The organism is Permianibacter aggregans (assembly GCF_009756665.1).
Lineage (GTDB): Bacteria > Pseudomonadota > Gammaproteobacteria > Enterobacterales > Permianibacteraceae > Permianibacter > Permianibacter aggregans.
Genome location: NZ_CP037953.1, coordinates 665,953 through 689,584 on the forward strand (window position 1 = coordinate 665,953; position 23,632 = coordinate 689,584).

The following is a 23,632-nucleotide window of genomic DNA, read 5'->3' on the forward strand; positions in this document are numbered from 1 at the left end:
TTGGCGTCACACGCCACTGACTTCAGTTCGGCTCCCGTCGCGGCATCGTCAGTGGCCCCAAATGATGCAGATAGCTGTCAACGCCGGAATGGCGGTCATATACCGTGAACTCGACACTGCGATCGCGAAAACTTTTCAATGGCTGACCCAGGTTGTGAAGGCCACGCTCTCGCTGACGACGCACCAGATTCAAATCGATTTCCAGTGGAATGGTTTCATTCATGCCCTTGGCTTCGTACAGACAAGTGCCGGCCGGATCGAACACCGCTGAGCGGCCGATCCCGCCTGCAGCCAAGCCGTTGATATCGAAAACATAACATTGGAATTGCGCGGCGGTTGCGCGCGCAATCGCCAGTTCGACGTCTCGATCCACCGTGCCGGTCAACACCGGATGCAATAACACTTCGGCGCCCATTGATACCAGGGTGCGTGTGGTTTCCGGAAACCAGATGTCATAGCAAATCGACAGACCGAAACGGCCAACATGCGGCACATCGAATACGCAGAATTCGGTACCGGCACTGACATCATGCTCATATGGTCGGAAAGGAAACATTTTCCGGTAGCGTCGAATCACTTCTCCTGCCGGGTTGATCACGGATGCGGTGTTGTACAGATGGCCATCGGCGCCTTTTTCGAAAATCGATCCGGTGATCAGCCAAATACCGTGTTTGTGCGCAGCGCTTTGCAGCATGTGTTCTTCCGGGCCCGGCAAATTGACCGGGTGCTGCGGTACTGGCCCACAAGCAGCGAGCTCACTGAACAGCACCATCTGCACCCACGGAAAGCGCGCCATCAAAATATCCAGCCGGTGCAACATTGCCGGCACATTGTCGACCATGGCCGGCACGGTCATTTGCACACCCGCAATCGAAAATGGGGTCATTCACTACCTCTTTTGTTTTTCCGGTTGCGCATTCATGTTGGCGCCAACCGCGGAACATTACTGTCGGAACAGCCAAAAAACGCCTGCCTGATGAACAAGCGAGCGGTACAGGACAGCGTTGCTCAATGCACGAAAGGAAACGTGAGGAAACGAACAATTCAAAACCGCACCGCACGAACTGTTTGTTAAACGATACCGCGCAGAATTTCCGACTGTCCGCATCTGTTCACGCTTCGGGCGTGAAACGGCTGAACATGATTGTGATGTGCATGATGCTGATCATGGCATGCACTACAGTAAAGCTTAGCACACGAGAAATTTCGCACAGGCGTTCATATAGCGTTGCGAAATCGTGATGATGGAATATGAATTGGATTTTTATGGCCGAAAGATGAGTTCGTAAAGTTTAATCACGATGTGCAGCGCGGGTTAAGCGATCAGCAATTGCCATCCAGGCCTCAGTGGCCGGCGGCATTTCGATGATCAAACGCCCTTCCGCACGCAAATCAGCGCTGCGCAATAATGGATACAGCATCGCAGCGCATTGCACCGGATCATCGGGCAGCAATTGAAATTGACAAAGCATGTCCGGTTTGTGCCAACCACAAACCAAATCGCTTTCATTAAAGGCAAACGATTTTGGATAGTGCCAAAGCCAGACGCCACGTTCGGGTGCGTAATGCGTCGCCAGCGCGCCCGGAACACCGCCTTTGGTGCTGGCGTTATAAACCACCGAGCCCGGCCACAGCGTTTTCAATTCCGGTATCGACAGCGCGCCAACACGCAATACTTCCAGCGTATCGCCGTTTTCACGAACGATCGTTGATTCGATACCCAGCGTGCATTCACCACCATCGAGCACGCCGATATCCTTGCCCGGAAATTCGCTTAACACATGCGCTGCGGATGTGGGACTAACGCGACCGAATCGGTTCGCCGAGGGCGCCACCAAGGCCAGCCCGGAGCGCTGCAACAGCTCACGAGTCAGCGGATGCGCAGGGCAACGCAAGGCAACGGTATCGCGACCGCCAGTAATGACCGGACTCACGGCATCGGTTTTGGCCGTCACCAGAGTCAGCGGACCCGGCCACACCGTTTTCAGTAGCGTTTGCATCGCTGCCGAAGGTGGCTGCATAAAGCGTTCGGCGTGCGCCAGCGAGGCGCAATGCACAATCAACGGATGGTTGCTCGGCCGGCCTTTGGCGGCGAACACTTTGGCCACGGCCAGCGGGTCGGCGGCATCGGCGCCGAGACCGTAAACGGTTTCCGTCGGAATGGCGACCAGCTTGCCGTCTTTCAGCCGAGCAATGGCCTGATCGAGACTGACCAATTGCGGATCAGCAAATTCGGGCGTGTGGTTCATCAGAGCGTGCAGCCGGCGATTACGGGCCGGCTACGCTAATGGCTTTTCGGTTGGACTTCAACTCAAGCGGCGTGGTCGGCAAACACTTCCGGGAATAACTGCCGGCCCGGAATATCGATACGCGCCAAGCCTACCTGCCCCGGCGCTTCCAGGTTCACCTCGATGATCAGCGGACCATCGGGACCAATGGCGATATCGAGCGCCGTCAAATGCATGCGTGGGAAACTCAGCAGGGTTTGCTCCGCCAGCGCGCGCAGTTCCGGCCAGAATGGCAGGCATTTTCCGACCGGCTTGAAACCGGTGTCGGGATGGGCATTGAGTGGTCGAATGCCCAGATCGCCGCTCAGCAATTCGGTCATCTCGCCGGTTTCAGGATTCAGCAGGCAAACCATTCCGCCGGTGCTGATGTTGTCGGTCAGCGCATGACGACGTCCGACCCGCAGATAGGCCCCGACCAGCCGGCTGCCCTGCTCGTTCTGATAGACCCAGGCCCGTACCGTGTTCAAAGAACTGGGATTGAACTCGGCGAGCATCGGATGCTGCCGTTGAAAACGTTCGATCAGATAGCCCTGCGGCAGCGCGCTCAATTGCCTGCACAAATCCGCGATGGTTCGGGTTTCACCGCTGATCGGATGGCGCAAACGTAGACCGTTGGCGGTGTTTTCCAAATAGAACGCAAGGAAATTGGCGCCACCATAACCATCAGGCATTTTGCAGGCGAAATGATCGTCATCGAGTTCGCGCAGTAGCGAAGCCAAATCCGCCTCGGTGCACAAGGCGCCGCCATCTGCCCGCCAACCGTGGGCGGGATGGAACAAACCTAACAAGCGCGGTGTCGGCAAACCGCGCTGGCTCAGCAAGGCTTTCTGCACCAGCTTGTTGCCAAAGCCACGCCGGTATTCACGGTCGTTGCTGCAATCCACCAAGTGCGCGTATTCGCGATAATTCAGGTGTTGCCACTTGTCGCGCCAGGGCATTTGCCGGCGCCAGAAACGGCCATAGAGATAAAAGCGGAAGGTTTGCCGGCGAAAAAGCTTCAGCACCAGCATCTCACCCAGCTGTCGCCAAACCGGCAGCTCACCGGCAGCGGCTTTGGCATGGACGACGTCGAGAATTTCTTTGCCGAGCCGCAGACGACGGCCGACCAGCGTGTCAAACGCACGAATTACCAGGGGCGCTTTGCGTTCCTGCAAAAGCACAGCCATGTCATCCTCCTTGTTGGCGCGGAGGACCCGTACAACCAGAGGCGAACGCCTCATACAACCCGAGTCCGAGATATCGGAGCTCATTCCGTGGAACAAGACTCAACCCATTTAAGGGCATGGCGCCCCCTCTTCAACAGCGACCGAACCGGCACTATACGCCGATTCGATGACGATTTTGCACTCGCAACATAAACTGATTCGGCATCACCGTACTGGTTCACAGAACTGAGTTGAACGAGTCGACACTCGGCTAATCCTTGAACCGCCATACAAGCCGGACCAGTTCCTTGCAGCGCAACACCTCCCGGCCTCGCGTTTTTCCGCTCGATGGGTATAATGCGCGCCGATTGCCGGCCCCCTCCGGGAGGGCCTGGTCAGCGTCCACCCGGTGTAGGTGTCAGACGCCAAGGTTTTTGACTGAGACGAGATCGAATTTTGGAGGGCACTTTGGGTGCCCATCATTTGAGCGACAGGTTTACGTTTCCGTAAACGTACGCCTGCTACACTTGGATGAGTCCTGTTTTCTTGCCTCGGCATTACCCCCGGTACGGTGTTGTTCACAGCGCTAGCGAGCACGCCGTACCTGCTTTTCACCCCTCTAAACAGGAGATTCGGTATGGCGGTTTTTAACCTGCGTGCCTACGATGACCACGAGCAAATCGTTTTCTGCAGCGATGCGGAATCCGGCCTGAAAGCCATCATCTGCATTCACTCCACGGCCCTGGGGCCTGCAGTCGGCGGTTGCCGGATGTGGGAATACAACACCGATGAAGGCGCGCTGGTTGATGGCTTGCGTTTGTCGCGCGGCATGACCTACAAAAACGCCATGGCCGGCCTGCCATTCGGCGGCGGCAAATCGGTCATTATCGGTAACCCGAAAACCCTGAAATCCGAAGCGCTGTTCCGTGCCTTCGGCCGTTTCGTTGACTCCATTTCCGGCCGTTATGTTACCGCCGAAGACGTTGGCACGAGCCCGGCCGACATCGCCATCGTGCACAAAGAGACCCCGCATGTACTGGGTCTTGAAGGCAAGTCCGGTGACCCGTCGCCGATGACCGCCTACGGCGTCTACAAAGGCATCAAGTCAGCAGTCAAATTCAAGATGGGCCGCGACTCGCTGGAAGGCGTGCGCATCGCCGTGCAAGGCCTTGGTCACGTTGGCTACTACCTGTGCAAACACCTGCACGAAGAAGGCGCCAAACTGATCGTCACCGACATCAATAAAGAATCGATTGAGCGCGTGGTTCGTGATTTCGGCGCTACTGCTTGCGACATCAACGCCATCTACACGCAAGACGTCGATGTATATGCGCCCTGCGCACTCGGCGCCACCGTCAATGACGAAACCCTGCCACGTCTGAAGTGCAGCATCGTCGCTGGCGCCGCCAACAACGTTTTGGCTGAAGATCGTCACGGCATCGCACTGATGAATCGCGGCATTCTGTACGCACCGGATTACGTCATCAACGCCGGTGGCATCATCAACGTATCGTTCGAGAACAACTACTCGAAAGACGCGGCGATGGCGAAAACCGACAACATCTATGCGACGCTGACCAACGTCTTCGAGCGCGCGAAATCGGAAGGCAAACCGACCAACGTGGTTGCCGACGAAATCGCCCGTCAGCTGGTGGCCAAAGGCCGCAAGTAAGCTCGTTTACGGTGCGCCCCCCAGCACCCAAAAAAGCCGGCGAAAGCCGGTTTTTTTATTGGTGATTTTTTAAGGTATCGGTCATTAGACCATCGCTTTCATACCGCCCGCCTGACACAGTTCCTTCCTGCACGTTTTGCGTCATAAAGCGCCGAATCGGCCGCTTCGAACATCGCCTGATGATGGCTGAATTCGGCGCCAGTAAATGTTGCAACACCGATGCTGACGGTGACCGGCAAGGTATAAGTACTGCGATTTTCCACTTGCTGACGCAGACGCTCCGCCAATTGCTCAGCTTCTTCGGCATCACAGTTTGGCAGCACCACAACAAATTCCTCACCGCCATAACGGCACGGCAAATGAGGTTTACGCACCTGCTCGCGCAACAAGCGCCCCACCCGTTCGATCACCTCATCACCGACGACATGGCCCAAGCGGTCATTGAATTTTTTGAAATTGTCGATATCGAGCACCAGCAACGAAAGCGGAGATCCATGCTTCTGCGCATTGGCAAACTCGACCGGAAAAACACCATCAAGTACGCGACGATTGGCCAGCGAGGTCAGCGGGTCGGAATGACTAGCCTCTTTGATTTCATTGACCCGGGCACTCAGCGCCAGCGACAGCAACACCATTTCGATCAGCGAGCCGATTTGCTGGGCGTTGTGGGTAATGACGTTGTGCTCCAAAACACCAAAAGATTTCAGCAAGTAGACAATGACGCCGAGCAAGAACGCCGCCCAGGCGACGACGAAATAGCGCGCGGCCTTAGAACCACGGAACATGCTGATAAAGCCGAGAATCAGCATCGCTGCCGCCACCAGCAAGGTGTTGAACGAGAACGGCAGGATCAGCAGTTTGTAACTCAGGAAAGGCGAAGCGACGAGCAACACAACGCTAACCACTAGCAGCATGCGCGTGAACAAATCAAAGCGCGGTGCATATTCACGGATATTGCACATGGTGCGGGAAAAATGCAGACCGAAAATCACCGAAACACCGAGGAAAAACAGCAAGCCCTGATTGGCAAACCAAGGATTATTCGGCCAAAAGTATTGATAGGCCAAACCATTGCTGACGCCCATGTAGGTACCAAGGCTCAACACGTACATCATGTAGAAAAAGTAGGCCTTGTCGCGCACTACCAGGAAAATAATCAGGTTATAAATGATCAGTACGAAAAAGCCGCCGAAGTAACCACCGTAGAGCAACTGCTCGAGGCTGATCTGCTCCAGCATTGAGGACGGCGTCGATAGCGACAGGCTGATGTTCAGTGCGCCATCGGAAACAAAACGTAGATAAACGGTGGTTTTTTCCCCCGAATTCAACGTCAGCGGAAAAAGAAAATCGCGATGGTCGACATCCCGTTCAGCAAACGGCCGCCGGTCACCGGTGCTTCGCTGTTGCCAGCCTTGCGGTGTCTGGGTCCACATATCGACATAGTCAATCAGCGGATAATCCTGGCGAATGATGATCGCCTGATCCTGGTTGTCGAGATTCTCCAGCTCCAGCGCGACCCAGTAGGCCGCGCGCGAAAAACCAAAGTTACTCGACAAGTCATCCATAGGCTGAAACTGGTCAGCAAATTGATTGTGAACCTCCTCGAAGCCTCGTTCGGTCGTGAGATCCACAAAAAGCGAGGCGGAATAGCGAACATCGCTTTCGGCCACACTGCCGGAAGCGGCATAACCGGTTAGTGAGCAAAACAGCAAACTGATGCCGAGCGTGATGCGAACGAGAATTTTCATTGTGATTGTGTCGTCAACTGATTGAATGGCAAGCGATTGTCGTTTTCCTCAGAAGCTCGCCCCGACGCCGATGTCCATTCGCCGCACGAAAACGCCCACATTCTGCCGCCACAGCAGTAGCGGAACAAGCATTTTGGTCCGAAGCTCGCTTCGGTGGCAGTCCGACTGATCCGATTGCCGGCACAAGTTTCATTATGGTACTAATGCCCAAAATCATCATCATGGCAAAACCGGCGCAGCGACCGAGTATTCGCCAGCCACCGTCGGATTTTCCTGTCGACAACAAAAACAACGCCCTCGCCTACCACTGGTCAGGCGAATTTTTTACAAGAGGGAACGCATTCATGGCCAACACCGCTCACCCCCCATCAACCACTCCAAGCAGCAGAAAGCGTCACTGGTTGCGTCGAGTTGTACTCACGCTACTGGTGCTGATTGTGCTGGCCATCATTGCCTTCTGGCTGTTGATGATGCCCTCGATGCGGGCGGTACCGCCGCTGGAACCGGTCGATCGTTATGTCTACCTCAATGAAAGCTGGGGCTTGTCAGCCGACAGCGATGCCCGCCAAGCCTATTACTTCACACCCCAGGGCGCCTCGGTGCCCCAAGGCGCCGACCAGCATGCGCTGCGCTACAGCTGGTTTATTCATCTGGAACAACCGCTGTCGACGGCGCGATTTGCCGACCCGGAATTCATGCGTCGGCTGAAATTTCTGGTTGATGAGACGCCGAGCAAAAGCAACCCGGACCACCTGCCGGTTGGGTTTACCCGCCACTTCAACGCCAGTATTGGCGAGGATGTTCTCGACCTGACCTGCGCCGCTTGCCATACCGGCGAATTGCATTATCAGAAAGATGGTGTCCGTTACGGTTTGCGCGTCGATGGCGGTCAGGCGATGCACGCGTTCACCGACATGAAAGAAGGCACTTTCGGTCCGCTGTTGCTCGGAGCTTTGATCGAAACCTATTTGAATCCGGCGAAGTTTTCCCGCTTTGCCGACAACGTTGTTGGCGCGGACAATCCTGATGCCAAATCGGCGTTACATTCACAATTGCGCGGCACCATCGAAGCACTGTTGTCGATGCCGCAAAACAACCCCTTGCGCAAGCTCTATCCGGAACGGGAAGGATACGGTCGCACGGATGCGCTCGGGCGCATCGCCAACACCGTGTTTGGCGATCACCTGAGCGCCAGCAATTTACAAATTGCCGAAGCGCCGGTGTCCTATCCGTATTTATGGAATATCTGGAAATTCAATTGGGTGCAGTACAACGGTTCGGTGTCACAACCGCTGGCGCGCAACATTGGTGAAGCGCTCGGCGTTGGCGCCGTAACACCATTGAAAACGCCGGAGCAGACGCCGTTGCCAGCCAGCGAGCGATTCCGTAGCTCGGTCCGTATCAATGATTTGGAGCGCATTGAATTGACGCTTCGCTCATTGGCGCCACCGAAATGGCCCGCTGAGTTGTTCGGTGCGGTCAACGCCGAGCGAGCCGCGCAGGGCAAGGAGTTGTTCGAACAACATTGTCAGCAATGCCATGGCCCCCATGTCGCTTCCGAAGCAAGAAAAAATGCCGAAGCGCCACTGAAAACCACAGACCAACCGCAGTGGTTGATTGAAGTGATTCCGGTTGAACATATCGGCACCGATGCCTCAGCCGCCACCGCGTTTCTTGACCGTCGTTATGATCTGCGCAGCACAGGCATTACTCGTGAGCAGATCGCCGAAGTGCTGCTGCCGTCTCTGCGCCGGCAGCTGGCGCGCAACGTGTTGTATCACCTGCGCGACTTGGCCCAGGATGCCGACATCAGCGAAACACAACGCGCTTGGCTGACCCAGGCCATTACCGAATACCCGGCGCCGGATCAGCTCGCGGACCGGGCGTTCAGCGATTCACCATTCGCTGCGCTGAAGGCAGGCCTTGAACAACAGCAATTGCAGCCAAGTATTGCTCCGACCGCAGAAAACAAACCCTATGAACCACTGCACTGCGACCGGGAATGTCAGCTTTACGCCCTAAGTTGGTACCTGCAATTCGGCATCAATGATGTCCAGCAGACCAGTGTCTCGTTCGATCCAAGTTCACTGACCGAAGGTGTCGCGCTGAATATCGTTGGTCTGCTGATCAAGCAGCGTTACTACCTCGACAACCGTCTCGACGATGCCGTTCAGCAATGCCTGGAAGGATTCGGCACACTCGATCTGCCGCAACAAATTCGTGGTTACAAACCGCGACCATTGGCCGGTGTGTGGGCAACACCGCCGTTTTTACACAACGGTTCAGTGCCCTCTGTTTACCAAATGCTGCTGCCACCAGAGCAACGCGACAAGCGCTTTTTCTCCGGTCCGCGCGACTATGACCCGGCGCATCTCGGTTACATCACCGAAGCGAAACCGGGCAATGAAAAAAATGGCTATTGGTTCGACACCACCGAGCCCGGCAATCACAACACCGGACATGGTTTTGCTGCCAGTGCAGATCAATGGCAGGCCTATCGTGCCGATGCTAAAGCTCATCCGTTACCGCCGGGGGTAATTGGTCCGGAATTCAGCAACGAGCAACGCATGGCGATCATCGAATACCTGAAAATTCATCAGGACGATCAGCTGACGCCGGCTTACGAGTCATTACAAACCTGTCTGGCAGATGCTTCATGAACGCCGCCGACAAATCGGGTTCGAACACCACGTTCGATGAAGTAAAAAAAGCCGAGCAGCAATGGCTGCAGCAACGGCGTCAGGCCGCCCAAATCGATCCGCAGCAAGCGAAAATTGGTTTGGCGGTATCCGGCGGCGGCATTCGTTCGGCCTGCTTTCATCTCGGTATATTGCAAGGCTTGATTGCCCGCGACAGCATGAAGCAGGTCGATTATTTTTCCTCGGTTTCCGGCGGCGGTTACATCGCCAGTTGCTGGCAATGGCTCAGTCAACAAAGCCGGCCAGGTTTGCGTGATCCGTTTGCCGAACCACAGGAAACCGGCCACACGGTGCTCGACTGGTTGCGTGCCCACGGCAAATACCTGATCGATGGCCATCGCGTTACCGGCTTTACCTTGGGCGCGTCTATTCTGGCTGGCGCGTTATTCAATTTGCTGGTGATTTTGCCATCACTGCTGTTGTTGTTCTGGTTGATGAGTCTGCCGCTGTTTCCGCTCGACTGGCCGCACTGGCTGAGCTTACCTGGCGCGGCGACCTTGAAAGCGCACAGCGGCTTTCTGATGCTGTTTGCCATTAGCGGCCTGTCGCTGGTGTTGTACCTGTTACTGGTGCCGTTGATGGCGCTGTGGCGCGATCAGCGCCATGGCTTGTCGGTGCATCGGGCATTTCGACAACGCATGCTGATGGGGCGCTTGTTGAGCATTTCGCTGCTGAGTTTTTTCATTGCCTTGATCCCAGTGCTGGCTCGTCTCGAAGACACCATCGCCACGTTTATTGGCAAGGAAACCTGGCAAAGCGTATTGCCACATATCAATTATCTGCTGCCAATGCTGGCCGGCGCGTTCACCGCGACACGCCGCTCATTGTCGCCACAGACCGCCTACATCGGCATCACACTGTTGGTGTTTGGCCTGTGTGCGTTTGCCTACCATGTTGTCGCGCACACCGCGTTCATTGATGAGCCGTACTATTGGGCATGGTTCGGTCTTTCACTGATTTTGCTGGCAGTGGCACATATCAATATCGTCTCGATGCACTCGTATTATCTGCATCAATTGCGCCGGGCATTTTTTCCATTTACCACGTCGATAAAACCCCGTGATCCGGACCTGCCTTTGCGTGAGTTCCGGGCCGAACAAGGCGCGGCCTATCCACTGGTGAACACCACCGTCAACACCCGCAACAGCAACGATCGTTTGCAAAGCGAACGTTGCGGCGCCAGCTTCACACTGAGCCCGCTTTACTGCGGCGCGCCGCAAACCGGTTACCTGGAAACGGTGCAATTCAATGGCGGCAACACCACACTCGGTCAGGCGATGACCACATCAGGTGCTGCAGTCGATCCGGACAGTCGTTTTACCAGCAATCGCGCCATCAGTTTTCTGATGACACTGCTCAATGCTCGGCTCGGTTGTTGGGTGCGCCACCGTCCCGGTCATCGGCATATTCCTTATGCGGTGATTGTCCGCGAGTTGTTAGCTGTTGGCTTGCGGGAGCGCTCATCGTTATTGCATTTATCCGATGGTGGTCATTTCGAGAATCTCGGCGTATACGAATTGATACGACGCCGCTGTCCTTGCATTCTGGTGGGCGATGCCGGCGCCGATCCGGATTTGCAATTCAGCGATCTGGGCAATCTGATTCAATTGGCAGCGGCCGACTTTTCCACTGAGATCAATCTGTGCGTAGAGGCTCTAAAGCATTCGCCAGAATCACGCGGGCCATGCTTTGCTGTTGGTGAAATTCGCTATCCAGATGGTAGTAGCGGCATGCTGGTTTATGTCAAATCGCTGCTGCCGGAAAATGCCACAGCCGACTTGACGGCGTTCGCGGCCAGCGACCCGGCCTTCCCGAATGACAGCACAGCCGATCAGTTTTTTGGCGAACAGCACTTCGACGCTTACCGGCGCTTGGGGCAGCAATGCCTGCAACAAGTGTTCGACCGCTATCAGGCAACAAATTTGGCAGAGCTATTTGAGAAAGCCAAGCCAGCAACAAATTGAAATGGCTTAGTCGGAAACCAAGCGGTCTCGGCCGCTTTGCTTGGCCTTGTACATGGCCTTGTCGGCACGCTCCATCAACGCCGGCAATGTGTCGTTTTCGCGCAACATGGTCAGCCCGATGCTGATCGTGATGTGCAGCGTATCGCCGCTATCGATGGTGAATTGATGAGCGCGTATAGCGCCAAGCAGGCGCTGCATGGCTTTTTCCGCATCCTGCTGATCGATGGTCGGCATCAGAATGAAAAACTCCTCGCCACCGATTCGGGCCAGCACATCCAAACCGCGAATATCTTGGCTGATGCAGCTGACCAAACCTCGTAACACCACGTCACCAGTAGCGTGACCGTACGTGTCGTTGACACGTTTAAAGTGATCAATATCAAGACAGGCCAGGGCGAAGCGCTGTTGATTACGGTGAAAGCGGGCCAACTCTTCGGTTAGGCGTGCTTCGAAATAGCGGCGATTGAATGCGCCAGTCAACGGGTCGCGAATGGCCAGCGCCCAGGAGCTGGCTTCATGATTGCCAACATAAAATCCGAACGCCGAGAACACGAGCATAGTGCCGAACAGCATATAGCTGTAGAGCCCGGCATTGTGCACATAGCTGACAAAGGGTGGCACACCAGATGCCCACTCCAGCAGCAACCAGCCCAACGGCGCGCCGACTGAAGCCAGCGCCCCCTGTGCCATACGCTTGCGAGCATGCGAAGACCAGACCAATCGCATAACGGTCACTCTCTTTTATGCGGTATTTTGAATATAACAGCTTTCCCGACCAGTACTGCTGAACCCGCGCAAGATTCCGTTCTCAGTAATGACCTCGCCCTCGTTTGATAGAGATCAATCCGCCACCTGGCCGGCGTCATCACAGTAATGACGACCAGCAATCCACCGTGGAGCTTGCCGATGACCAGCAAACTCCCTTCTCGCTACCCAATGCTCAGCATCGGTCTGCATTGGCTGATGTTGCTATTGATCGCGGCTGCCTATTGCTTCATCGAGTTGCGCGAATGGTTCCCAAAAGGCTCCGATACCCGTTCACTGTTCAAGTCCTTGCATTACATGATGGGGCTTTCAGTATTGTTCCTGGTCGGTTTGCGTATCCTGTTGAGGCTGCTGATACGAGTACCGGCAATCGAACCGTTGCCCTCCTATTGGAATCGCCTTGCCAGTGCCGGTGTGCATGTGTTGCTTTATGCGTTCATGATCGCGATGCCAATGCTTGGCTGGCTGCTACTGAGCAGCGAAGGTGAATCCATTCGGTATTTCGGCCTGCCGTTGCCCGCACTGCTCAATGAAAACGCGCAACGGGCCGAGCAAATCGAAGAGATTCATGAGGCACTCGGCGAGTTTGGTTATTTCCTGATTGGCGCCCACGCGCTGGCGGCCTTGCTACATCACTACTGGTTCAAGGACAACACCCTGAAACGGATGCTGCCCTGGCCATTGAAATAATTGACAGTCCTGGCAGTCGTTACACCGTTGGCACTACCTGCTCCAACGCCATAGATTGGCGACGGATCGGTTGAACCTGCCAGTAGGTTACGCTGCGCCACAACCACTCCATCGGTCCGTAGCGGAAGAACTGCAGCCATAACCACGAGAACACGCACTGGCCGACCAGTATCGCAGCGACAATCATCATCTGTTCAAGCCGCGACAACTGATCGTAAAGACCAAAACCTTGCCCGTAGAAGACAAAACTCAAGATCACCGACTGCATCAGGTAATTGGTCAATGCCATACGCCCCATCGGGATCAACCAGCCCAACCAACGCTGCCAGCGCACACTGTGAGCCAGTAACACAAAGAAGCCGAGGTAACCTGCCGCCATCGTCGTTTGCCCAAGCATATGCAATGAGGTTGCCGCTTTACCCAGTATCGATACATGCTGGCTAGCTGGATGGTAGAGCACGACAATAGCGATGGCATTCAGCATCAGACCAATACCCAGTCCCAGCCAAGCCATCGACTTGAACAGCACGCGATGTTGTTCTGCTCGCTGAATGATGCCACTGGCGATCAACCAATAGCCAAACAGAAATATCGGCAGCAAATCAATTAACACCATCAACGGCTCGAACGGCATTTCCTCAGCAATTTGCTGAACACGAAAAGCGGTCGCGGACCAGAACTCAGACTGAGTCAGCGCATGAATTTCTGCCTGACTATCTTTTTCGCGCTCCGCTTTGACCTCCGCACGCGCTTTCGCCAGATGTTGCAGTCGTTGCTGATCGGATAGCTGATCCACATCGACCGACTCATCGCTCTGCGTTTCCGCCGTCAGATCAACGCCGGCGGCTTTCGCATCGACCAGCATCTGATCGGCGACGACTTCAACCTGTAAGCGCTCTTGCCATTCCTTTTTCATTTCAGCGCTGTCATGCGTCAACGCAAAAATGCTACCGATAATGAGCATCAATACAAAGGGCAGGCTCATCAACGTCAAGCTCAGTTTTAATGTCGCTTCCGGCTTCTTCAAACCTGGCCAGCGTGGTCGATGCATCAACCAAACCCAGCCGAGCATATAGAAACCACCAATCGCGTAAGCGCGCAAAATATCGCCGGTCCATAGCAATGTGGCATGCAAGACACCGAACGCAAACAGCATCAGCATGCGCCGGCTGAACATCGCATTGAACGGCAGGGACTTGTCCGACGCCCGAATCAGCATGACCGCGAAGCCCATGCCAAACAGCAGTGAAAAAAGCTTGTAAAACTTGCCCTCAACAAAAACCGCGACCAGCCAGGCAACGGAAAAATCCGAACCGGTTAGGCCCCTCTCAACCAAACCCAACTCGCTCATTGGCCGGCTAAACCATTCAATATTGGCCAGCAGAATGCCAATCAAGGCAAAGCCGCGCAGCACATCCAGCAGGGCAATACGCTGGTTGCCAGCCAAGGGCTGTAAGCGTTCACCGCTGGCTGAGCTCAGCTCGGTACTGGGGATGGGGGGAGAAGTTGTCGCTTGCATCATGCGTCCTTATTAGAAGTTAGTGGGCCGACTCTAGACAGGCACTAATGTCCGAAATAGCCCGCAAGCGTTAACAAATGTTTCTTTGCTTAAAGGGAGTGATACCAGATCAGCGCTCAACGGGCTTGCTACTCGCAAGGTGTTGGCAGCTGACGAATCAACAACTTGCAGGCCGTACGCTGCCTCGCTAGGTAAATGATTCGAGCCAATTTGGTGCACCAAACCAAGCGCCCTGCTGACACAACTTGACAGATCCCAATCCTGGTCCACGCTTATTTCACGGTGCATTCATAACCAAAAAGAAACGAGCAGCTCTTGGTGCAAAGCTTGTTTGTACCAGCTTGCAGTCCTGGGACTACTCGAGGGCTAAAAACATGCTGATCAGAACCCGTCTGGTTGCCAATGCCGGCATCGCTATTGTTGCCTTTGTATTCCTGATTGTTTTCGCCCAGTACAACCTGTTCGTCACCGAACGCACGGTGACCACCATCTACGATGACCGGGTGATACCGCTCGGGCAGTTAAAGAAAATCGCCGACGCTTATGCTGTGAACATTATCGATGCGGTCAATAAGGCCAATGGCGGTTCGATGTCGCGCACAGAGGCGCTGAACGAAATCGGCAAGGCGCGCAAAATCATTGACCGTGAATGGCAGGCCTATGTCGCCACCAAACTGACCAGCGAAGAGACTCGACTGGTCGACAAAGCGCGAAACCAGTTCAAAGAGGCTAACCGAGCGATTGCCGACGTGGAAAATTATCTACGTAGCGCCAGCGATCCGATCAGCGGCCAGCTCAATCAACACGACGGGGCGCTGTACGCGCAAATTGACCCGATCTCCACGACCATTGCCGACTTGATTCAATTACAACTTGATGTCGCTAAAACCGCGCGCGACGAAGTGCATGCCAGCTACCTGGCCACGACCACCATTTTCTGGCTGGTCGGTTTACTGCTGATTGCCGTGCTGGTATTCAGCAGTTGGAAAACCCATCGTGCCATCGCCACACCGTTGGAGCGCTTTCAACGCGGCATGTCACGGGTACAAAGCCATCTCGACCTCAGTACTCGCATCGATATCAATAGCAACGATGAACTCGGCCAATTGGCCGCCGCGTTCAATGACATGCTCGGTCATTTCCGCGAGGTGGTGAAGAATGTGTTGGAGTCAGCCGCGGAAAGCTCTCGTATCGCCAGTAACGTTGCGATGGCCACGAGTCATGTCCGCAAATCCAGTAATTTGCAGCACCAGGAAACCGAGCAGATCGCGACTGCCAGCACCGAAATGAGCGCGACGATCTCGGAAATCGCCCGCAACGCTACCGCCGCCAGCGATGCCGCCAACCTGGCCAACGACGCCACGCAAAATGGCAATCGGCAAGTAACTAATGTTGTTGACGCGATACGCACACTCTCAGAAAACATTGAGCAAACCGCCACCGTCATCAATCAACTTGACGCTTACAGTGCCGAGATCGGCAAGGTGTTGGATGTCATCCGCAGCATTGCCGAGCAAACCAATTTACTGGCACTGAACGCCGCTATTGAAGCCGCTCGTGCAGGTGAGCAAGGGCGTGGTTTTGCGGTCGTCGCCGATGAGGTGCGCAACCTCGCCCAGCGCACTCAGGAGAGCACCAAGGAAATCACGCTAATCATTGAAAACCTGCAGCAAGGTTCACAAAGCGCCGTACAAAACATGATGAACAGCAGCAAGCAAACCCAGAGCACCGGCGAGCAGGCCGAGCGCGCTTACCAAAGCCTGGATAAGATTCGCGAAGCCAACCAAACCATTCTCGACATGACGATGCAAATCGCCACGGCCACCGAGGAGCAAGCGACGGTCGCTGAATCGATTTCGCATAACGTCGTCAAACTGCGTGACTTGTCGATGGATTCGGCGCAACTGATTCAGGATGCCGGAGAAGCCAGCACCTCTTTGTCGGCCGTTGCGGAAGAATTGAATCAAACGGCGCATAAATTCAACGTGTGATGCGCCCTAATTCTGGTTGGTGATTCACGACGGCAATGCTATGGTCCTGTCTGAAGCGACAGGAGCATGCCGGTGACCGTCAACATCCAATTACCTGATCTCAGTACGCCAACGGCTGATATGGCAACGTTGGCCGATGAATATCGCAAACAACGGCAAAATACACTGGCACTGTGCGCGCCGTTACAGGCCGAAGATTACGGACTGCAGACAGCGGTCTTCGCCAGCCCGCCACGCCGGCACCTCGGTCACACCACCTGGTTTTTGAAACCTTTATTCTGCGTGAGTTTGTCGCTGACTATCAGCCGGTGCATCTGCTTTATCACACGCTGTTCAATTCCTATTACCAGGGAGTTGGCGATCCGTTTCCGCGCGCAATGCGAGGCGCGCTGTCGCGACCGACCAATGCCGAAGTGCTGGCGTATCGTGATCAGGTTGACGAATCACTGCTGAAGTTTCTGGCCTCACATTCCTAGCGCGATGTCGCCAAGACAAAAACTATTCGCCAACGTCTGGTGCTTGGCTTGCAACATGAACAACAACATCAGGAATTGCTGCTCTCCGATCTGCTTTATCACTTCGCGCAAAATCCCTTGTATCCGGCCTATCTTGAATCGTCGATGCCCGTTGTAGGAGAAGCCGATGCGCAGAGTTGGCATGTATATCAGGGCGGGTTGTTCGAGCTTGGTCACGAGCAAAGCAGTGAACGTTTTGCGTTCGACAACGAAAGTCCGCGTCACCCGGTTTTCCTGGCCCCCCATCGATTGGCTCGGCGACTGGTCAGCACTGACGAATTTCGGCAGTTCATTGATGATGGAGGCTACCAGCAGGCAAAACTCTGGCTCGCTGATGGCTGGCAATGGCGCCAGCAGCAGGCGATTGATGCCCCGCTATATTGGCGCCGCGACGCAACTGGCGGCTGGCAGGAGTTCACGCTCTACGGCTTGCATCCACTGAGTGCTGATGCCGCAGTGGCGCACATCAGTTATTACGAAGCCGACGCGTTTGCCCGTTGGGCAGGAAAACGCCTGCCTACCGAAGCCGAATGGGAGCACGCTGCCGCACAATCATCCTTGTCAGAACACGCAGAAGTGCTGCGGGCGCAGTGCAAAATAGATGCGGATTTTTTCGGCCAGCTCTGGCAATGGACCAGCTCTTCCTACACGCCCTACCCTGGTTTTCAGCCAGCGAGCGGCGCGGTTGGCGAATACAACGGCAAATTCATGTGCAATAATGGTGTGGCGCGGCAGCGCGTGCGTTACGCCCTATGCCCACGAACGCTTGAGTTATCGCAACTTCTTTTATCCATCCGATCGCTGGCCATTCAGCGGCATTCGTCTAGCCGACAACGATTAACTGCAATGCTCAATGGCCCGGCTTCAACACCATGTCTTGTGCAAGCAACAGCCTAACTCAATTCAACACACGCGTATCGGAGTATGCAATTCACTAGAAGCCATCTCAAAAATAATTCCGAAGTAAAATGACCGTGCAGCCGAGTTGAACGAAGCCTAGAAAGTTATCAGCATGATATTCGTAGCGTACAACCAATCGTCGGAAGTTGTGTAACCAAGCGAACAACCGTTCAACCTTCCAACGTCTCTTGTATCGACGCAGTTCACGCCCGTCTTGGGTTGGAGCCTTCTTGCGATTTTCTTTATGAGGTGCAATAAGTGCGGTCGATCGCTCCGATTTCAGTTTTTCATCCAACGGGTCGCTATCATACGCTTTGTCGCCGATTAGTCGCTCTGGAGAGGTTCCAATGAACATCGCGTCCAGCGTCGTTTCGACCAACGTCACTTCATGCGGCGAAGCACTTTCAATGCATATGGCGACAGGTAAACCATGACGGTCTGCAATTGCCATGATCTTGGTGCCCTTGCCACGCTTGGTTTTGCCAACGCAAAAGCCCCTTTTCTTGCACTGCTGAACGTGCCATCGATAAAGGTTTCGCGAATATCCAAGCCGCCACGCTCATGTAAATCCGTAGCGAGCCGCTCTAGAACTTGGCGCAAAGTACCGTCTTTTACCCACGCTTGAAATCGTCGGTGGCAGCTTTGGTAAGTCGGATACTGCTCAGGCAAATCCTGCCAACGAGCACCCGCTTTCAAAATCCACAAAATGCCATCAAGCACCTCTCGCGCAGGCAGAGGTGGGCGACCGCGTCTGTCCTCTCTTGGTGGCAATTCAAACAGCGGCGCTAGCACCGCCCATTGTTCGTTCATCAGCTTCATGACCAGTATATGATCACATCACCAACACTTTGTCGCCCCCCTATGCCGCTCCAATCACAACGCGCGGAAAAAATTGATCTAAATTCAACAACTTACGAATTGGTGTTTTTGAGATGGCTTCTACGACCAAAATGGCCAGAATGGCTTGTAACTGATTGCAAGTATCCATCACCCCACTGCTTTACTGTTCGGCATTGTTGCTTCAGCACAGTGCGACAGCCAGAAATTGCCAGCAAAGAAGTGCCTTACTCATTTATCACTGTACATACTGATACGCTGCTCGACCATGCAACGGCGTCAATCGAAATTCAGCGTTGTCGTGGCATTGGCCGTGATGGAAACGTTCGCCGCAGTCGTGAACACCAATGGCTGATCCGATTCCGGCAAATCATTTACGGCATCACAGGTATAGGCAGCGGTGTAATTGCCGGGAGCGAGAAAACCGACGTGATAGCGGTATCGATCATCATCGCGATAAACCAGCACACTGGTCAGTGGTTCCGGATCTCTGCCGTCGACATCATCTGGCGTGACATCGACACCACTGTAAACATAAACCGCACCCAACTTCTCGCCTTGACACAAGTTGATAATGCGCGCTTCGGCAATCTCACCACTCAGCGCGCCCACCTGTTGCAGATCGATCAGGCGCAGAGTTGGTTTCAGAAAATAGCCGGGCTGCCCTACTGGCTCGACAATCGACTTGCGCAAATCAAAATCAATGACAAAGCGCGCCGTCTGGCCTTCGGCAACGGTGAAGCCCTGATTCAACTTCAAGCCCGTTTGCGCACCGCTTGGAACAAACAACTCATGTTGGAGATTGTCAAACACGATGTAGGAATCATAGACATTATCGAACTCAGCATTGACGGCCAGACGAACCCAGTCGTACTCACCGGCGGCAATGGTGTGCTGATCGATTAGCGTCGTGGTTTCACCGTTTTGCAAGGTCAACAAATCAATGGACTGCGGCGACGCTAAGTTAATCACGACACTGCTGCCATTGCGAGGCTTCAACTCAATGGCGGTAAACTCAATGACGACTTGAGTTGCCTCATCGATCGGTGCGTCAGTGATTGCTAACGAGAAGCGTGCGGGGTCGTCACTATCGGAACCACAACCAGCCAGCATACCCAAACTCGCCATAACAACAAGTTTCTGATGATTCAGCATAAATACCTCCTTTCCGATGTGTACCCCCAACGTAAAGGAGTCCTGATTATTGACGCCCTTGAATTAACAAAACGTGAACGTCGACACAGACAGCGTTTCTTGCATAAAAGGGAACACCTAAATACATTAGGGTGCTCAAATTCAGGGCTTTTATCGTAACTTGTGATAACTACGCTTTTGTAAATTCCTACACTCTATTAGCCAGCCATTCAGCCAACTGATTTACTCTGAACTGACATTCGCAATTCCGGCACTTCGTCGATTTTCAGCGTCGCGGCCGCCACGTCTACCGTGCCATCGGTGGCGCGAATTTCTTCCAGTATCCGGGTATACAGCCGGTCTTTGGTCGAACGCCGCACTTTATAATCAACGACGTAGCGTAAGGTGAAATGAATCGCGTCAATATTGAACGTCATGGCCACCATCGGTTGCACGCTGGCTTTTTCGATCAGGTAACGCCGGGTGATCGGTTGCCAGGCCGTATCGGCCAATCGCGCATAGTCGCCGACCACTTCTTCGGCGACCTGTTCAATCAGCGAACGCGCCAAATGAAAATCGCTGTTGCTGTCGAGCGGCACAGTGATTTCGTCCCAGAGGAACGGAAATTCACCAGAATAGTTGTAGACCGGCTCCTTGAACACAAAGCTGTTGGCAACACGTACGATACGACCGTTATATTGATCGGCATCGACCCATTCGCCAATCTGCATGATGGTCGTGCGCAACACGGCAATATCAATGACATCGCCCTTGATGCCGCCAAGCTGTATTCGATCGCCCACCCGATAGAAACCGCCGAAGGAAACCGCTATCCAACCAGCGACACTGGCAATCACTTCCTGCAACGCAAACGCAACACCAGCGCCGGCCACACCCAGTGCGACGGTCAAGCCACCAAGTTTGTCACTGAATACCAGCGCAATAAAAACAACGGTGATCAGATAACCAACAAAGCTGATGACCTTACGGGTTTGGTAGCGTGTGCCGCTGTCACGGATATAACGGGTAGCCGTGCGACGCAATAAACCCGCAACAATAACAATGACCGTAAGGCCAATCAGCACGATGGTCAGCCTACTGGTCAGCGGATTGTCCAGCCAACGCCCTAACGTTTGTCCGACATCGACATTAATCATGCTGCTCGCTCTTCATACCGTGTCTCCGCAGTGATCCTCAAGTAGAACCCACATCCTATAAACATAGTCGATGGCCGATGAGGCTCCAGTAACCACGGCATGTTTGTGCGAAATGGCTTACAACATCGCTGCCAATATCGGCGATGTCGTCAGCGCTGGCGCACAAGGCTTTGCGTGAATCCCGAATTGGCGTGGCCAACCGTATCGCTAAGATGCGCAGGCCCCACCCAACTGGACGGATGTAAGGAAGCCATCTCAAAAACGGGTGATGAACTGGACACCAGTAACGATTGACTTGAACGTGCCATGAACACTTTTGAGTAACGTTCAATCGCCACGCGCGTGTACCGAATCACCAGCCTGTTTTCGAGATGGCTTCCCGTTGGGGTCTACCGAATGATTCGGTAAAAAAGGATGCTGTCATTTTGCGCAATGCCATTTCGGCCGTCATATGCGCTTCATGTTCTCGTAGGCAAATTTTCATCGGTGACGTTGCATCATTCGCTTCGTGCCGCGCGATGTTTGTCTGTGAGGGGCACAAGGAGGTTCATGAATGGGTTCATGAACGGTGCATTATTTCTTCGCAAGGACTCTATCTTTATGAAAATGCTTTCTCGCAATCTGGTTTCGTTCTCGGTTTCATTGGCCATTGGCAGCCTGGTTATGGCACCGGCCATCGCCGACGGCAAAGTGCTGGCCAGTAAAAGCAAGGAAATCAATGGTGTGACCTATCAGTTTGAAAAACTGATGGATAGCACCGGTGAAGTACGTACCGTTGCCCGCGCCAACGGCAAACTGGTCAAAGAGGTGCCTGCCGCGCAATCGACGCTGGTTGATCCGGCCCTGGCCAAACGTTTGGCATCCGCTGGCGATTATGAATCGCTGAGCGTCAACATCGCCTTGAAGACCGTTGAGTTGGCTGAGCGCACAGCATCTGAATTCGGCGCGTTTCATTTCTATCGCGGCCGCCTGGTGGAACAAAGCCATAACGGCAAGCCGGTCTACGGCGAAGAAGTGCAAGCGGCCAATCGCTTGCTCACCGAAGCCGAAGTCAGTGAGCGTGCCGAGCGTATGCAAAAGCAAGCCGCAGTGGCTCGCGATTTCGCCACCCGTCATGATCTGATTCGTTTGCCGGCCGTGCAACACGCCATTGAGCAAGGTGCAGCAACGTTGACCATCAATGTCTCTGTGGCGCAACTGCAAAAACTGATTGCTTCGGAAGATAAAGATATCGCCGGTATTGAACTCGCGTTCCCGGTCGCCGACCAAATCACCGGCGCGATGCAGAAAACCAATATCACCAGCTACGCGCTGCCTTACAGCAATCTGCGCGGCAATGGCATCGGCATCTACATGACCGAAAGTGGTTGCGCTGATGAAGCCGGCCGCACCAACTATGATCGTTTGGCTGGTTCACAAACCGATCACTCGCAAAACGTATTCGGCATCATGCGCGCCGTGTCGCCTTCCTCATTCATTTACTGCCGCGGCGGCGCTGTGCTGCCACAGGCCAGTGATCTCGATGGTGTTGGTGGCAACCCGGCGATTCGCGTGATCAACCGTTCCAACGGCGGTAACGATACGGTCAATTATTCCACGCTGGATCGCGATTGGGACAACCTGGCTTACAACAGCAACATCGCGATTTTCAACGCGGCCGGTAACAACGGCACCGGTACCGGCAACATCATTTCACCAGCCAAAGGCTTGAACGTGATGGCCGTTGGTAACTACAATGATTCGTCAATGGCGATCAACAGTTCGTCGTCATTCGTCAATACCCAACTCGGCAGCGCCAAACCGGAATTCACGGCTCCTGGCACCAGCATCGCCGCTGGCGGTTTCACGATGACCGGCACCAGCATGGCAGCACCACATGCCGCAGCGTTTGCGGCTGACATGATGTCCGGTTGGAACGTTTATATCAGCCGTCCGCAAGTCGTCTATGCCAGCATGATCGCCGGCGCCACCGATGCCATTACCGGCGGCTTCGACAAAGTCGGTCATGGTGGTGTTGATTTCCTCAGCACTTATTACGATGGTTGGACCTACTACTACACCGGCAGCAATGCCTCCTTCACGACATTTGATGCCGGCGATGGCGTTACCGATGGTTACATTGACCGCATCGTCAACATCACCAGCACCTCGAAAAAAGTGCGGGTGGCCATTGCCTGGATGAACCGCGGTAGCTACACCTACGATCACCGCGCTGACGCCCACCCAATCGGCCAGGATCTGGACCTGTCGATCTACAGCCCGACCGGCGCCTATGTTGGAGGCTCTGCTTCGTTCGACAACCCGTTCGAAGTGGTCAACTTCACGCCAACCGCCACCGGTAACTACAAGATCCGCATCAAGCGCTATGCCAACCGCGATACCGCTGCCGGCTTCCGTTTGGGCCTGAAGGTAAATTTGTATTGATTCAGTAGTTAGAGCCATAAAAAGTGACGGCGGAGACACTCCGCCGTCACTTTCTTCATGCTTCAAGAGAATTTATTGGTTGCACTAGTAACGCTGCGCGCTTGCTTCGTCGTAAACGTGAGTAACGAAGCACGCACCTCTGAATCATTGAATCAGATAGGCGACATGTCTGAACTTCGCGTCA

The 23,632-nt window shown here is 54.4% G+C and carries 17 protein-coding genes; 8 read left to right on the forward strand and 9 right to left on the reverse strand.

Going from position 1 to position 23,632, the window contains the following annotated elements:
- Positions 1–22: 22 nt before the first annotated feature.
- The 3 genes from E2H98_RS03100 to E2H98_RS03110 all read right to left on the reverse strand — a co-directional run bounded on the left by E2H98_RS03100 (position 23) and on the right by E2H98_RS03110 (position 3,454).
- A complete protein-coding gene (locus E2H98_RS03100; RefSeq protein ID WP_133587700.1) occupies positions 23–886 on the reverse strand; it encodes a carbon-nitrogen hydrolase family protein in 864 nt (287 codons plus the stop codon).
- Between the two features lie 406 nt (positions 887–1,292).
- Positions 1,293–2,249, reverse strand: a complete 957-nt coding sequence (locus E2H98_RS03105) for an L-threonylcarbamoyladenylate synthase (RefSeq protein ID WP_133587702.1) — start codon at positions 2,247–2,249, stop codon at positions 1,293–1,295.
- Between the two features lie 62 nt (positions 2,250–2,311).
- A complete protein-coding gene (locus E2H98_RS03110; RefSeq protein WP_157591220.1) occupies positions 2,312–3,454 on the reverse strand; it encodes a sugar-transfer associated ATP-grasp domain-containing protein in 1,143 nt (380 codons plus the stop codon).
- A gap of 616 nt (positions 3,455–4,070) precedes the next feature.
- On the opposite strand from E2H98_RS03110, the gene E2H98_RS03115 reads away from it, so the two are divergent.
- Positions 4,071–5,105 carry a Glu/Leu/Phe/Val family dehydrogenase gene (locus E2H98_RS03115; protein WP_133587706.1) on the forward strand — a complete coding sequence of 345 codons (1,035 nt, stop codon included), beginning with the start codon at positions 4,071–4,073 and terminating at the stop codon, positions 5,103–5,105.
- Positions 5,106–5,203: 98 nt separating this feature from the next.
- Here E2H98_RS03115 and E2H98_RS03120 read toward each other — a convergent pair whose 3' ends face one another.
- Positions 5,204–6,853, reverse strand: coding sequence for a sensor domain-containing diguanylate cyclase (locus tag E2H98_RS03120; RefSeq protein ID WP_133587708.1), 1,650 nt, complete (start codon positions 6,851–6,853; stop codon positions 5,204–5,206).
- 344 nt (positions 6,854–7,197) lie between these two features.
- Here E2H98_RS03120 and E2H98_RS03125 point away from each other — a divergent pair, with 344 nt between their 5' ends.
- Both E2H98_RS03125 and E2H98_RS03130 read left to right on the forward strand, forming a co-directional pair.
- The gene (locus tag E2H98_RS03125) at positions 7,198–9,513 is read left to right on the forward strand and encodes a c-type cytochrome (protein ID WP_198325224.1); all 2,316 of its coding nucleotides are present in this window, start codon (positions 7,198–7,200) and stop codon (positions 9,511–9,513) included.
- On the forward strand, positions 9,510–11,516 hold the full coding sequence (locus E2H98_RS03130; RefSeq protein ID WP_133587710.1) for a patatin-like phospholipase domain-containing protein: 2,007 nt from the start codon (positions 9,510–9,512) through the stop codon (positions 11,514–11,516). Before E2H98_RS03125 ends, E2H98_RS03130 begins: the two co-directional genes overlap by 4 nt.
- 6 nt (positions 11,517–11,522) lie before the next feature.
- On the opposite strand, the gene E2H98_RS03135 is transcribed toward E2H98_RS03130, so the two are convergent.
- Entirely contained in the window at positions 11,523–12,242 is a 720-nt protein-coding gene (locus E2H98_RS03135) for a GGDEF domain-containing protein (protein WP_133587712.1), read from the reverse strand.
- 180 nt (positions 12,243–12,422) lie between these two features.
- Between E2H98_RS03135 and E2H98_RS03140 the strand changes: the two genes are divergently transcribed.
- Positions 12,423–12,971: a cytochrome b gene (locus E2H98_RS03140; protein WP_133587714.1), complete on the forward strand. Its 549-nt coding sequence runs from the start codon at positions 12,423–12,425 to the stop codon at positions 12,969–12,971.
- A 19-nt stretch (positions 12,972–12,990) separates the two neighbouring features.
- Here the strand turns inward: E2H98_RS03140 and E2H98_RS03145 are convergent, their stop codons facing one another.
- Complete coding sequence (locus E2H98_RS03145; RefSeq protein WP_133587716.1) at positions 12,991–14,493, reverse strand: DUF418 domain-containing protein; 1,503 nt, start codon at positions 14,491–14,493, stop codon at positions 12,991–12,993.
- A gap of 371 nt (positions 14,494–14,864) precedes the next feature.
- On the opposite strand from E2H98_RS03145, the gene E2H98_RS03150 reads away from it, so the two are divergent.
- The 3 genes from E2H98_RS03150 to E2H98_RS19275 all read left to right on the forward strand — a co-directional run bounded on the left by E2H98_RS03150 (position 14,865) and on the right by E2H98_RS19275 (position 17,893).
- The gene (locus tag E2H98_RS03150) at positions 14,865–16,481 is read left to right on the forward strand and encodes a methyl-accepting chemotaxis protein (protein ID WP_133587718.1); all 1,617 of its coding nucleotides are present in this window, start codon (positions 14,865–14,867) and stop codon (positions 16,479–16,481) included.
- Between the two features lie 173 nt (positions 16,482–16,654).
- Positions 16,655–16,957: a hypothetical protein gene (locus E2H98_RS19270; protein ID WP_232475456.1), complete on the forward strand. Its 303-nt coding sequence runs from the start codon at positions 16,655–16,657 to the stop codon at positions 16,955–16,957.
- A 48-nt stretch (positions 16,958–17,005) separates the two neighbouring features.
- The gene (locus tag E2H98_RS19275) at positions 17,006–17,893 is read left to right on the forward strand and encodes an SUMF1/EgtB/PvdO family nonheme iron enzyme (RefSeq protein ID WP_232475457.1); all 888 of its coding nucleotides are present in this window, start codon (positions 17,006–17,008) and stop codon (positions 17,891–17,893) included.
- Between the two features lie 49 nt (positions 17,894–17,942).
- Here the strand turns inward: E2H98_RS19275 and E2H98_RS03160 are convergent.
- The 3 genes from E2H98_RS03160 to E2H98_RS03170 all read right to left on the reverse strand — a co-directional run bounded on the left by E2H98_RS03160 (position 17,943) and on the right by E2H98_RS03170 (position 21,024).
- Positions 17,943–18,715, reverse strand: a protein-coding gene (locus E2H98_RS03160; protein ID WP_198325225.1) for an IS5 family transposase whose coding sequence is annotated in 2 segments (ribosomal slippage) — positions 17,943–18,388 and positions 18,388–18,715 — 774 coding nt in all. Because the reading frame shifts where the segments join, the coding sequence is not laid out codon by codon here.
- A 297-nt stretch (positions 18,716–19,012) separates the two neighbouring features.
- Positions 19,013–19,888, reverse strand: coding sequence for a DUF4382 domain-containing protein (locus E2H98_RS03165; RefSeq protein ID WP_133587720.1), 876 nt, complete (start codon positions 19,886–19,888; stop codon positions 19,013–19,015).
- Positions 19,889–20,097: 209 nt separating this feature from the next.
- A complete protein-coding gene (locus E2H98_RS03170; protein ID WP_133587722.1) occupies positions 20,098–21,024 on the reverse strand; it encodes a mechanosensitive ion channel family protein in 927 nt (308 codons plus the stop codon).
- A 600-nt stretch (positions 21,025–21,624) separates the two neighbouring features.
- Here E2H98_RS03170 and E2H98_RS03175 point away from each other — a divergent pair.
- Complete coding sequence (locus E2H98_RS03175; RefSeq protein ID WP_157591221.1) at positions 21,625–23,448, forward strand: S8 family serine peptidase; 1,824 nt, start codon at positions 21,625–21,627, stop codon at positions 23,446–23,448.
- Positions 23,449–23,632 lie beyond the last annotated feature (184 nt).